Source organism: Microbacterium terregens, from assembly GCF_039534975.1.
In the GTDB taxonomy this organism is placed as follows: Bacteria; Actinomycetota; Actinomycetes; order Actinomycetales; family Microbacteriaceae; genus Microbacterium; species Microbacterium terregens.
This window is the reverse complement of the sequence record NZ_BAAAWH010000001.1, coordinates 3133603-3145896: the sequence shown is the minus strand read 5'-3', so window position 1 is coordinate 3145896 and position 12294 is coordinate 3133603. Positions and strand designations below refer to the sequence as shown.

13 protein-coding genes are annotated in these 12294 nt (G+C 68.0%); 5 read left to right on the top strand and 8 right to left on the bottom strand.

All coding sequences use genetic code 11. The features are described 5' to 3' along the window. Positions 1-2: 2 nt before the first annotated feature. From mftC to mftA, 3 genes are read right to left on the bottom strand one after another with little or no spacing between them, the layout of a single operon-like run. Positions 3-1241 (bottom strand): mycofactocin radical SAM maturase, encoded by a 1239-nt coding sequence (gene mftC, locus ABD655_RS14660; RefSeq protein ID WP_344715036.1) that lies wholly within the window; start codon positions 1239-1241, stop codon positions 3-5. Next, complete coding sequence (gene mftB / locus ABD655_RS14655) at positions 1238-1513, bottom strand: mycofactocin biosynthesis chaperone MftB (protein ID WP_344715035.1); 276 nt, start codon at positions 1511-1513, stop codon at positions 1238-1240. Before mftB ends, mftC begins: the two co-directional genes overlap by 4 nt. 7 nt (positions 1514-1520) lie before the next feature. Then, entirely contained in the window at positions 1521-1628 is a 108-nt protein-coding gene (gene mftA / locus ABD655_RS14650; protein WP_257503927.1) for a mycofactocin precursor MftA, read from the bottom strand. 86 nt (positions 1629-1714) lie between these two features. Here mftA and mftR point away from each other — a divergent pair, with 86 nt between their 5' ends. Further along, entirely contained in the window at positions 1715-2347 is a 633-nt protein-coding gene (gene mftR / locus ABD655_RS14645) for a mycofactocin system transcriptional regulator (protein ID WP_344715034.1), read from the top strand. Continuing rightward, the gene (locus ABD655_RS14640; protein WP_344715033.1) at positions 2344-3891 is read left to right on the top strand and encodes a GMC family oxidoreductase N-terminal domain-containing protein; all 1548 of its coding nucleotides are present in this window, start codon (positions 2344-2346) and stop codon (positions 3889-3891) included. The genes mftR and ABD655_RS14640 overlap by 4 nt, the downstream gene beginning before the upstream one ends. Here ABD655_RS14640 and ABD655_RS14635 read toward each other — a convergent pair. From ABD655_RS14635 to ABD655_RS14615, 5 genes are all read right to left on the bottom strand, one after another. After that, the gene (locus tag ABD655_RS14635; protein ID WP_344715032.1) at positions 3859-4656 is read right to left on the bottom strand and encodes an IclR family transcriptional regulator; all 798 of its coding nucleotides are present in this window, start codon (positions 4654-4656) and stop codon (positions 3859-3861) included. The genes ABD655_RS14640 and ABD655_RS14635 overlap by 33 nt on opposite strands. A 224-nt stretch (positions 4657-4880) precedes the next feature. Further along, entirely contained in the window at positions 4881-5795 is a 915-nt protein-coding gene (locus ABD655_RS14630) for an SDR family oxidoreductase (protein WP_344715031.1), read from the bottom strand. Between the two features lie 65 nt (positions 5796-5860). Continuing rightward, positions 5861-6742, bottom strand: coding sequence for an amidohydrolase family protein (locus tag ABD655_RS14625; protein ID WP_344715030.1), 882 nt, complete (start codon positions 6740-6742; stop codon positions 5861-5863). Further along, a complete protein-coding gene (locus ABD655_RS14620) occupies positions 6739-7407 on the bottom strand; it encodes a 3-oxoacid CoA-transferase subunit B (RefSeq protein ID WP_344715029.1) in 669 nt (222 codons plus the stop codon). Before ABD655_RS14620 ends, ABD655_RS14625 begins: the two co-directional genes overlap by 4 nt. Then, positions 7404-8159 (bottom strand): CoA transferase subunit A, encoded by a 756-nt coding sequence (locus ABD655_RS14615; protein ID WP_344715028.1) that lies wholly within the window; start codon positions 8157-8159, stop codon positions 7404-7406. Before ABD655_RS14615 ends, ABD655_RS14620 begins: the two co-directional genes overlap by 4 nt. Before the next feature lie 308 nt (positions 8160-8467). On the opposite strand from ABD655_RS14615, the gene ABD655_RS14610 reads away from it, so the two are divergent. The 3 genes from ABD655_RS14610 to ABD655_RS14600 are packed head-to-tail and all read left to right on the top strand — an operon-like array spanning position 8468 to position 12221. Beyond that, positions 8468-9577 carry an NDMA-dependent alcohol dehydrogenase gene (locus tag ABD655_RS14610; RefSeq protein ID WP_344715027.1) on the top strand — a complete coding sequence of 370 codons (1110 nt, stop codon included), beginning with the start codon at positions 8468-8470 and terminating at the stop codon, positions 9575-9577. A 17-nt stretch (positions 9578-9594) separates the two neighbouring features. Next, positions 9595-11085, top strand: a complete 1491-nt coding sequence (locus ABD655_RS14605) for an aldehyde dehydrogenase family protein (RefSeq protein ID WP_344715026.1) — start codon at positions 9595-9597, stop codon at positions 11083-11085. Between the two features lie 14 nt (positions 11086-11099). After that, positions 11100-12221, top strand: coding sequence for an NDMA-dependent alcohol dehydrogenase (locus ABD655_RS14600; RefSeq protein ID WP_344715025.1), 1122 nt, complete (start codon positions 11100-11102; stop codon positions 12219-12221). Positions 12222-12294 lie beyond the last annotated feature (73 nt).

Here is a 12294-nt window from a genome sequence, read left to right as displayed (position 1 = left end):
TCTCAGTTCAGCTGCATGCCCGCGAGCGGGCTCACATTGCACGCCGAGACCGGCGGTGCCATCGGTGCAGTCGGCCGCTGCATCTCCAGCTTGAGCGCGACGGGTCGGGGACGTGGGGGTGACGTGCGATGCGAGTGATCGCCACTCGGCTTGGGGCGCTCTCCCGAGGACGCCGCGAGGGCGTCGTCGCCGAAGCCGCGGACGCACTCCGGGTCGGGGCCGTCCAGCGGCAGTCCGGTGAAGAACTTCGCCGCCATGCAGCCGCCACGGCAGGTGTCGAAGAACGGGCAGCTGTTGCAGGCGCCGCCGGTCTGCGGCGCGCGCAGTCGTGTGAACAGCTCGGATTCGCGCCACACCTCGCCGAAACCACCCTCGCCGCGGATGTTGCCGGCCAGGAACTCCTCGTGGATGGCGAACGGGCAGGCGTACACGTCGCCGATCGGGTCGATGAGGCAGACGACACGTCCTGCGCCGCAGAGGTTCAGCCCGGGCAGGCTCTCTCCCAGTGCCGAGAGGTGGAAGAACGAGTCACCCGTCAGAACTTCCTCGCCGCGGGCGACGAGCCACTGGTACAGCTCGCGCTGCTGCTCCTGTGTGGGCCGCAGATCGTGCCACGAGTCGGCACCGCGTCCGGCCGGTCGCAGACGCGTCAGCCGAAGCTGCGCGCCGTAGCGATCGGCGATCTCCTTGAACTGGTCGAGCTGGCCGATGTTGGTCCGCGTGCAGACCACGGACAGCTTGAGGCGCGTCATCCCGGCGGCCGACAGTCGCTCCAGCGCACGGATCGCCAGGTCGTACGAGCCCGGCCCGCGGATCGCGTCGTTCACTTCGGCGGTCGCGCCGTCCATCGAGATCTGGATGTCGACGTAGTCGTTGAGGGCGAGCTTCTCGGCGATCTCGGACGTGATCTTCACGCCGTTGGTCGAGAACTTGACCCCGATGTCGTGGCTGGTCGCGTAGTCGACGATCTCCCAGAAGTCGGATCGGACGGTGGGCTCGCCGCCGCCGATGTTGACGTAGAACACCTGCATGCGCTGCAGTTCGTCGATCACGGCCTTGCACTCGTCCGTGGACAGCTCGCGAGGATCGCGCCGCCCCGAGGCGGACAGGCAGTGGATGCACGAGAGGTTGCAGGCGTAGGTGAGTTCCCAGGTCAGACAGATCGGGGAGTTCAGCCCGCTTTCGAAGTGATCGATCAGACGGGGGGCAGGTGCCGGGCGGTCTAGGACGGTGGAGCTCATGCGGCTACCTCTACAAGCATTTCGGAGTCGCGCAGCGTGGTGATCGCGCGCAGCATGGCCGGGCGCATGGCGTCGGGCACCTCGGCGACGCCCAGGGCGTCAGCGACCGTACGGTCGTCTTGGAGTGCGTCGACCACGGCCAGCAGGGCAGGGGACTTCAGGAAGGACAGGCGCCTCGTCCCGAAGTGGTACAGCAGTGCGCCGAACGGCTCAGGGCGCACGGAGACACGGTTGTGGAGCCGCAGCACGCTGTCGGGGGTGATGTCGGTCATGGCGATGTCAGTACACGCCGCACATGCCGTCGATCGACACGTCCTCGACCAGTTCGTTCGCCTCGACGAGCGTCGCGTCAGCATCTGCGGGGGCAGGAGTGGTGATTGCGTCCATGGGTTACTGTCCTCCTTGAGAGTTCCCGTCGGCGGAAAGCGCCGTGCGGTGAGCTTATTGGCACTGAGTGCCAAAGAAAAGAGCCGATGTCAGAGATCTTGGACGACAGCGCCCGTCGAGGTCGAGGTCGAGCCCGCGCGACCTCGAAAGCCGAACTCGAGCGAATCGGTCTCGATCTGTTCATCGACCGGGGATTTTCCACCGTGACCGTCGATGACATCGCGGGTGCGGCCGGCATCAGCAGGCGGACCTTCTTCCGGTATTACGAGTCGAAGAACGACGTCGCGTGGGGCGACTTCTCCCGCCTGATGGAAGGCTTCGCCGAGGCTCTGGACCGTGCGCCGGCGGACGCGTCGGTCATCGCGGCGGTGCGCGACGCGGTCCGCGGGTTCAATCAGGTGCCCAGCGAAGAGCTGGCCCGTCATCGCCACCGCATGATCATCCTGCTCAAGACGCCCGAGCTCGTCGCGCATTCGACGGTGCGCTACGCGGCGTGGCGCGCGGTCATCGCCGACTTCGTCGCGCGCCGTCTCGGCATCTCTCCGCGGGACGCGCTCCCGCAGGCCGTGTCCTGGGCCTGCCTGGGTATCTCGCTGTCGGCATACGAGCAGTGGATCGAACGACCGGACGCCGACCTGCTCGCGCTCATCGACGCGTCGTTCCGGGGGCTCCGGGACGTCTTCTCGGCCGTCGTGATCGATGCCGAGGAGCCCGCATGACCGCGCGGCGCATCATCGTGGTCGGGGCGGGAGGCTCCGGCATCCCCCTGGCCGCGCGTCTGGGCGCTGCGGGCCACGAGGTGACACTCGTCGAGGCGGGTGCCCCCCGCGGGGATGCCTCACCGGCGGGCGCCACGTCGGTCGACGGGCTGCGGGATGTCCGCTCCGTGCGCGCCGGGCTGCCCGACGAACCGACGGCCTGGACGTACGCGGCGGAGATCACCCCGGGGCGGGCCTACCGCGTCGCCCGGGGGCGCACGCTGGGAGGCAGTTCGGCCGTCAACGGCGGCTACTTCCTGCGTGCGCATCCCGACGACTTCGCCCGATGGGCGGCGGTCGCGGGGCCGGAGTGGGGGTGGGAGGCGTGCCTCGGCGCGCTGCGCCGCCTCGAGTCCGATCATGATTTCCCGCACGCTGCCGTGCACGGCGCGCACGGCCCGGTGCCGGTCATCAGGGACCCCGGCACCGACGCGGTCACGACGAGCTTCGTGGCGGGTGCCGTGCTGCAGGGCGCGGTCGTCGAGGCGGACAAGAACGGCGGCGGCCCTTCGGGTGTCGGCACCCTGCCGTGCAATGCGCTCGGCGGTGAGCGCTGGGGAACCGATCGTGCGTACCGCGCGCTCCTCGGCGACACGGCTGTCCAGGTCCGATCGGGTCTCGACGTGCGCCGGGTGCTCTGGCGCGGCGACCAGGCCGTCGGCATCGAGGCGATGGGCGTGGACGGGATCGTTCGCATCGAGGCCGACGAGGTGGTGCTGTGCGCGGGGGCGATCGAGACCCCGCGCCTCCTCGTGCGCTCGGGAGTCGGCCCTGATGGGCCCCGCAGGCTCACCGGCGTGGGGCGTGGACTGTCCGACCACGCGGCGGTGTCGGTCAGCTGGCGCGCCCGGCCCGGATTCCTGCCGCCCACGCCGATGACGGGATGGACGGCGGCGTGGAACACGCCGGCCGGATCGATCGCCGTCCATCCCCTCGAGCTCCTGCTGCCCGTCCTGCCCACCGCCGCACTCGTGTCGGGCGATCTCGCGATGGACGGCCCGCTGGATCTGCGGGTCTCGCTGAGCACGCCGGTCTCGCGGGGGTTCGTCAACGCCGGCGGGGGAGATGGCGTCGACATCCACTACGGCTACCTCGCCGCCGAGTCCGAACGGCACGCGCTGCGCCAAGGGGTGCGGGCGGCTCTGGCGCTGTTGACCCGCGGGCCGATGGCGGATCTGGTCGAAACGATCGAGCTCGTCGAACGATTCGGCGTCGGTCCGACCGACGAGCAGCTTGACGAATGGATCGGGACGCACCTGGCCACCGCGCTGCATTCGGCAGGCACGGCTCGGATGGGTCCCGCCGACGATCCGGATGCTGTCGTGGACACCCACGGACGGGTGCACGGCGTGGAAGGCCTCCGCGTCGCGGATGCGTCCATCCTCCCGGTCGTGCCCTCGCGCGGCACGTCGAATACCGCGGTGATGCTCGGCGAGCGCGTCGCCGAGCTGATGGCCTGCGAAGAGAGCGGGTCAGGCCGCGGTGCTCGGGCGTCCGATCGCTGACGGTGCCCCGAGCCCTCGGGAGATCGCCCGCGCGGTCGCCGAGAGGGCGGGCAGCACGGTGTGCGGAGACGACTTCGCTGAAATGGTGACGGCGATCGCGCCGACGATCCGGTCGCGGGCGCCGCGGACGGGGACGCCCACCGACGTGCAATCCGATGTGATGGAGTCCTGCACGATGCCGACTCCGGTGCGGCGCACATCTGCGAGCACGCGACGCAACTCGTCCGGGTCCGTGATCGTGTCGGCGGTGAAGCGCTTGAGCGGACTCGCCAGCACCTCTTCGCGGAACTCCACCGGGGCGAAGGCCAGCAGCACCAGGCCGGTACCGGTGGCGTGCAGGGGCCAGCGGCCGCCCAGCCGGGACAGGACGGTCGCGCCGCCGCGCGCTCGGAGGGAATCGACGTACACGACGTCGTGACCGTCCCGCACCGACAGGTGCACATTCGCGTTCGTGGCCGCCTGCAGGTCGCCGAGGAAGGGCAGTGCCACATCGCGCAGCCGCATGCCCTGGGGCTCGAGCGAGCCCAGCTCCAGGATGCGCATGCCGATCGCGTAGCGGCCGTCCTGGGCGCGTTCCAGCGCACCCCACTCGCGGAGTTCACCGACCAGGCGGTGCGTGGTGCTCAGGCTGAGCCCGGAGCGTCGGCTGATCTCGCTCAGCGTGAGCAGGAGGTGATCCTGGTCGAAACAGCCGAGAATGGCCAGAGCGCGCTGCGCGGCCGTCATCGGTTTGACTTCGGAGGCGTGGATCTGGCTAATGGTCATCTTTGACCATCCTTCCTACATCGGCGGGGACTCCGCACAAGCTACCCGCTTGTTCCGTCCGCCTGAAACGCGGCTCACGCGACAGGCCGAATTCCGCGGAACAAGCTCGCAGACACTTCCGCCTGGCGGAAGTGTCTGCTCCGCAGAGCTCTGTCACGGACCGTATCGTGGTGCCCCGCGAACGCCAGAGGGGGCGCACGGCTGTGCGCCCCCTCTTCGGTCGTTCAGATGGTGCGCGCCGCCAACCGAGGCGAGCCCGCACGGTTCTCCGGCGCGTAGACGGGCGAGCCGGTCAGAAAGGGGATCACGGCCGCGCGTGCCTCGTCGATCGGCTCATCCGGGAAGGCGTCCTCGATCGCGCGGTGACGCGCGATGACTCCGGCCTTGAACTCGGGATGCGTCAGGATGAACATGTCTCCGCGCAGCACACCCTGGAGGACACGCTCGCCGGCCTCTTCCGCGGTCATGTAGGGCTGCGCCTTGGCGAACTCGCTGAAGGACGGGTTCGGCGGGGCATAGCCCGACTTCGCGTACTGCTCGGGACGGTGGCCGACGGTCTCGGCGATATTGCTGTGCACCGGTCCGGGGCAGTACGCCGAGACGCCGATCCGCTCATCGAGCAGTTCGATGTGCAACGCCTCGGAGAGCGCCACGACGGCCCCCTTGGTCATCGAGTACAGACCCGCGACGATCGGCATCAGGGCCGCCATCGACGAGGTGTTCACGATGTGCCCACCATCGCCGTGAGCGCGGATCTTCGGCAGGAACGCCTGGATGCCGTTGCCCACGCCGCGGATGTTGACGTCGATGACCCAGTTCCAGTCGTCGGTGGTCGCGTCCACGACAGGACCGGTCAGACCGATGCCCGCGTTGTTGACGAGCACGTCCACGCGGCCGAACAGGGCCTCCACCTCGTCGGCGGCGGTCTTCATCGCCGCCAGGTCGGTGACATCCACTCGCATCGTGTGCACGGCGAGGTCGTTCTCGGCGAACACGCGTGCGGTCTCATCCAGGTGCTCCGCGCGGCGACCGGTCACCACGACCTGCATTCCGGCGCGCGCGAATGCCAGGGCGATGCCGCGTCCGATCCCGCTGCTGCCGCCGGTGACGACGGCTACTTTGCCGTGGGGGTTATCCATCGGTCAGGACTCCTTCGATAGTGGGCAGGCGCGCGCGAGTGCGCGTTCGCCGGGCGCGGGACCGATCAGCTCAGTCCGAACAGTCGTGCCGCGTTGTCCTTGAGGATGAGCGGGCGGACCTCATCCTTGATCGGAAGCTGATCGAAGTCGCGCATCCACCGCTCCGGGGTGAGGACGGGGAAGTCGGATCCGAACAGCATCTTGTGCTTGAGGAGCGTGTTGGCGTACTGCACGAGCTGCGGCGGGAAGTACTTGGGGGACCACCCCGACAGATCGATGTACACGCGCGGCTTGTGCGTCGCCACCGAGAGCGCCTCGTCCTGCCACGGGAAGGACGGGTGCGCGAGGATGATGTCCATGCCCGGGAAGTCCACGGCCACATCGTCGACGTGCAGCGGGTTGGCGTACTTCAGCCGGATGCCGCCTCCACCGGGCTGGCCGGCCCCCACGCCGGTCTGACCGGTGTGGAACAGCGCGATCAGGCCATGCTCCTCGATGACCTCGTACAGGGGGTACGCCATCCGGTCGTTCGGGTAGAACCCCTGCGCGCTCGGGTGGAACTTGAAGCCGCGCACACCGAATTCGGTGATGAGGCGCCGTGCCTGCTCGACACCGGCTTTCCCGCGTGAGGGATCGATGCTCGCGAACGGGATCAGCACGTCGGAATTCTCGGCTGCCAGTCGCGCGATCTCTTCGTTCGCGGGCTCGGGATCCTTCCCGCTCTGCGACACGGAGTCGACGGTGAACACGACCGCCATCATCTTGCGTTCGCGGTAGTAGTCCGCCAGCTGCGGCACGGTGTAGGTCGGCATCGTCCCGATGCCGAAGTACTCGCCCATCGCCTCGCTGCCGGCGTGCTCGTGCTCGTGGGCGTCGATCGCACGGTGGACGTGCGCGTGCACGTCGATCGCCACGATGTCGTCGAGGGCAAGTCGTTCGGTCGTCATTCAAGATCCTCTGTGTAGGCAGCCGTCGTCCGCGCGCGGACGTCATCCGGGGTGATGCCGGGCGCGCATTCGGTCAGCACGAGGCCACCGTCCCGGAAGTGGAACACTGCGAGATCGGTGTAGACGCGCGTGACGACAGCGTGACCCGTCAATGGGAACGTACACGCCGGAATGATCTTCGGTTCACCCTTGCGATCCACGTGCTCCATGCAGACCCAGACCTCACGGGTCCCGGCGACCAGGTCCATCGCGCCCCCGACTGCGGGGTTGCGGCCGGGCACATACCAGTTCGCCAGGTCGCCGTTCTCGGCGACCTGCAGTGCGCCGAGGATCGTCGCGTCCAGATGGCCGCCTCGGATGATCGCGAAGGACAGCGCGGAGTCCACGATGGCCGCTCCGCTGACCAGCGAGATCGGCCGCTTGCCGGCATCCGTCAGGTCGGGGTCCTCGTTGCCGTCACCGGGGTGGTCGCCCAGGCCCAGCACGCCGTTCTCGGCGTGCAGGAACACCTCGATCCCCTCCGGGAGGAACTTCGGGACTGCCAGCGGGATGCCGACGCCGAGGTTGACGGTGTACCCGTCAGCCAGGTCGGCCGCGACGCGCTCCGCGATCTCGTCCCGTGTCCGTCCGATCAGAGCGGGAAGGACTGTCTCGGTCGTGGTCATGCTGCACCTCTCAGTGACGCCGTGTACTCCGGTCCCGCAGGCACGGGCGCGGCGGTCATGACGACGTGCTTGACGAACACCCCCGGAAGATGGATGTCATCGGGGCCGATGGCATCGACCTCCACCAGCTGTTCCACCTCCGCGAAGGTCGTCCGGCCGCTCATGGCGGCCAGGGGATTGAAATTGCGCGCGGACAGGCGGAACCGAAGGTTGCCCAGACGGTCGCCCTGATACGCCTTGACCAGGCCGAAATCCGCGGTGATCCCGTGCTCGAGCACGTGGGCGCGGCCGCCGAAGTCGCGCGCCTCCTTCGCCGGCAGGTGGTCGGCGGGCTGCCCCTCGGCGTACGTGAGCGGGAATGTCCCGTCGCTGAGCATCGTCCGCGCGGCGGAGGGCGTGAAGAACGCCGCGATGCCGGCGCCGCCGGCGCGCATGCGCTCGGCCAGGGTGCCCTGCGGGATCAGTTCGAGTTCGATCCTGCCGGCGAAATAGTCGTCGTAGAACGACTGAAGGATCGGGAAGGATCCGGTGAAGCGGCGCACGCGTCCTTCGACGACCAGGCGTCCGATACCGGTGAAGTCATCACCGACGTTGTTCACGATGATGTGGAGATCGCGCTTGTCCAGATCGCAGAGCGCGTTCAGAAGCGCATCCGGCCTGCCCGAGCTGCCGAAGCCTCCGACGGCGATGGAGGACCCTGACGGAACGACATCGAGCGCCGCCATCAGGTCCTCGCGGTACTTGTCACTCACGCTCGTCCCTCTCCCATGCTTAGTTGTAGTGGTCAGTCAATCGACTACCGCGTCCCCTGCCATCCGTCTTTCCGCCGAGCAGAAGACTGGTGCGAGCCCCCGGCACCCGTGCGATGCGAGGGGAACCCCGCCCCTCGGCGACGGCGTCGAGGGTCATCGGCCGAAAGTCTTCCGTGCGGCGAAAGTGCGATAGCCGAGTGGTCGTGCTGGGCCGCACGGTGGAAGCAGTCGCGGAGCAGCAACTGATCGACGATGACCTCGTCGCAACGTCCTGGCTCCGCCATATCCACGTTTAGGAGAGGGGTCACATGAGTATGACCACACGGGCGGCCGTTTGCCGCGAGGCAGGTCAGCCATGGGAGATCACGGAGCTGGAGCTGGATGATCCTCGCGCCAACGAGGTCCGGATCAAGTTCTACGCCGCCGGCATGTGCCACTCGGACGATCACATCCAGAAGGGTGACGCACCGATGCGGATGCCCGTCGTCGGCGGGCACGAGGGTGCCGGCGTCGTCGACGCGATCGGCGAGGGCGTGACCCGTGTCAAGGTCGGCGACCACGTCGTGTGCTCGTTCATCCCGGCGTGCGGCAAGTGTCGCTACTGCTCCACCGGTCGTCAGAACCTGTGCGACGAGGGAAAGAACGCCTCCACCGGCGAATTCGCGGACGGCTCCTTCCGCTTCCACCAGGACGGCGTCGACTTCGGCGGGCTCTGCGTGCTCGGCACGTTCTCGCAGTTCTCGGTCGTCTCGGAGTACTCGGTCATCCCGATCCCCAAGGACATCCCGTTCGAGGTCGCCGCTCTGGTCGGCTGTGCCGTCCCGACCGGCTGGGGCAGCGCAGTGCATGCCGCGGGCGTACAGGCCGGCGACACCGTCGTCATCTTCGGTGCCGGTGGCGTGGGCAGCAACGCGGTGCAGGGCGCGGCTCTGGCCGGCGCGCAGCGCGTGATCGTCGTCGATCCGGTCGAGTTCAAGCGCGACATGGCGAAGGTCTTCGGGGCCACCCACACCTTCGAGACCGCCGAGGAAGCGACCGAGTTCGTCATCCAGTCCACCTGGGGTGAGCTCGCGGACCACGCGATCATCACCGTCGGCGTGCTGCACGACAAGGTCATCCACGACGCCATCAACATCGTCGGCAAGACCGGTCAGGTCACCATCACGGCTGTCGGCAACGGGTGGATCGACGAGAACCCGGGCATGCTGATCGGCTACCAGCGCCGCATCCAGGGCGCCATCTTCGGAGGGTGCAACCCCCTGCACGATGTGCCCAAGCTCCTCAGCCTCTACCAGTCCGGGCACCTCAAGCTCGATGAACTCGTGACGAAGAAGTACAAGCTCGAGGACGTGAACCAGGGCTACCAGGACATGCTCGACGGCAAGAACATCCGCGGCGTCATCATGATCGAACACTGAAGGACGAGGACACAGAAATGACTATCACTTCGGATACCCCGACCTCGATCGACAGCGATCTCCTCGTCGACGGCGTCCAGCTGATCGGCGGCGACTGGGTCGCCTCCTCGAGCGGTCAGACCATCGACGTCATCAACCCGGCGAATCGCACGCTCCTCGCCCAGGTGCCGCGCGGCAACGCTGAGGACGTCGAGGCCGCCGTGCAGGCGGCCGAGAAGGCCTTCCCGGCGTGGCGCGACCTGAATGCGACCGCACGTGGGCGCCTGCTGTTCCGCTGGGCCGATCTGATCGAGGAGAACGCTGCGGCGCTCGACGAGATCGAGCGCCAGGAGGTCGGCCGCCCGAGCTGGGGCCCGCTGGGCTCGCCCGGACAGCTGCGTTTCATCGCGGGTCAGACCGACAAGGTGCAGGGCGTCTCCCTGCCCACCTACTCGCCCGACACCCTCGGTTTCACGCTCCGCGAGCCCTTCGGGGTCGTCGGCGGCATCATTCCGTGGAACGCTCCCGGTCCGATGTTCGTCACCGAGGTCGGCGCGGCGATCGCCGCGGGCAACACGATCGTGATGAAGCCCGCCGAGGACGCCCCGCTGACGCCGCTGGCGCTGGCCAAGCTCGCCCTGCAGGCAGGCATCCCGGCCGGTGTCATCAACGTGGTCACCGGCTACGGCCACGAAGCCGGCGCTGCCATTCCCGCCCACCCGCGCATCCGTCGCATGGGCTTCACCGGTTCGCCGCAGACCGGCGCACTGGTCATGGCGGCCTGTGCGAAGAACCTGATGCCGCTGCACCTCGAGCTGGGCGGAAAGTCGCCCCAGGTCGTCCTCGACGACGCCGCGCTGGACGCGGCCGTGCCGAGCATGGTCTCCGGCATCACGCTGAACACCGGTCAGATCTGCGCGGCGGGCTCGCGCGTCATCGTGCACCGCAGCATCCACGCGGAGCTGGTCGATCGTCTCGCGGCGCAGATGCAGACGGTGACGGTCGGCCCGTGGCACCAGCCGGTGAACATGGGACCGCTCATCAACGAGAAGCAGCACCAGCGCGTACTCAGCTATATCGAGCTGGGCAAGGAGGCCGGTGCCGAGATCGTGACCGGTGGAGTCGTGCCGGTCGGTGAGGCGTACGGCAACGGGTTCTTCGTGCAGCCGACCCTGTTCGACAAGGTCGACCCCGGCATGCGCATCGCACAGGAGGAGATCTTCGGGCCGGTTCTGTCGGTCATCGTGGTCGACGACGAGCAGGAGGCGATCGAGGTCGCCAACAGCACGGAGTACGGGCTCGTCGCTTCGGTGTGGACGCAGGACGTGGGCCGGGCCGTGCGGATGAGCCGTGCCCTGCAGGCCGGTCAGGTCGCCGTCAACAACGCACTGGGTGCGGGTGTCATCGGCGGACCCTTCGGCGGGTACAAGAACAGTGGGTTCGGTCGGACGATGGGTGCCGATTCGGTGCTCGACTGGACCCAGATCAAGACGGTCTCGATGCGCGGCGCCGCATCGCAGGCGCGATGAGAGGTTGACGGAACATGGCGACTATCACCACCCACGCGGCTGTTGCGCGCGCTCCACACCAAGGTTGGGAGCTGACCGACCTCCAGCTCGATGATCCGAAGGAGCACGAGGTTCGGATCAAGTTCGCGGCATCCGGTCTCTGCCACTCGGACGACCACATCACCGCCGGTGACGCACCGGTCCGGTTCCCGGTCGTCGGCGGCCACGAAGGTGCCGGCATCGTCGAATCGATCGGCCCGAACGTCAACCGCGTGAAGGTCGGCGACCGCGTCGTCTGCTCGTACATCCCGGCCTGCGGCGCCTGTCGGCCCTGCTCGACCGGGCATCAGAACATGTGCGTCAAGGGCCTCAACGCCGGCACGGGCATGTTCCTGGACGGCACCTACCGGTTCCACAAGGACGGCGAGGACTTCGGCGGCTTCTGCTCGCTCGGCACGTTCTCGCAGTACGCGGTGGTCTCCGAATGGGCCGTCGTGCCGCTGGCCGACGACATCCCGTTCGAGATCGCGTCGCTGGTCGGATGCGGTGTCCCCACCGGGTGGGGTTCGGCGGTCTACGCCGCCGGCGTCAAGCCGGGCGAAACGGCTGTGATCTTCGGAGCGGGCGGCGTCGGCAGCAATGCGGTCCAGGGTGCCCGCTACGCCGGCGCGAAGAACGTCGTCGTGATCGACCCCGTGGATTTCAAGCGCGAGAAGGCGATGGAATTCGGTGCGACCCACACGTTCGCCGACGCAAAGGAAGCCCACGACTTCGTCAACGCGACCACGTGGGGCCAGTTGGCAGACCACGCGATCCTCACGCCCGGCGTGGTGACCGAAGAGATGGTCATGCAGGCCGTGATGATGACGGGCAAGGGCGGCAAGGTCACCATCACCGGTGTCGGAGCGCTCAAGGAGAAGGCCGTACACGTGCCGGCCGGTCTGCTCATCGGGTACCAGCGTCAGATCCGCGGAGCCCTCTTCGGGGACTGCAACCCGCTCTACGACATCCCGAAGCTGCTCGGCCTCTACCGCTCGGGAGATCTCAAGCTGGACGAGCTCGTGACGCGCACGTACGCGCTCGATGATGTCAACGAGGCGTACAAGGACCTCGCGGCCGGCAAGAACATCCGCGGAGTGATCGTTCACGACATCTGACCTCGATTCGGCGCTCGGCCGCGGAACGTTCGCGGACGGGCACCGATCGCTGTCCCCGACACGGAGGAGCACG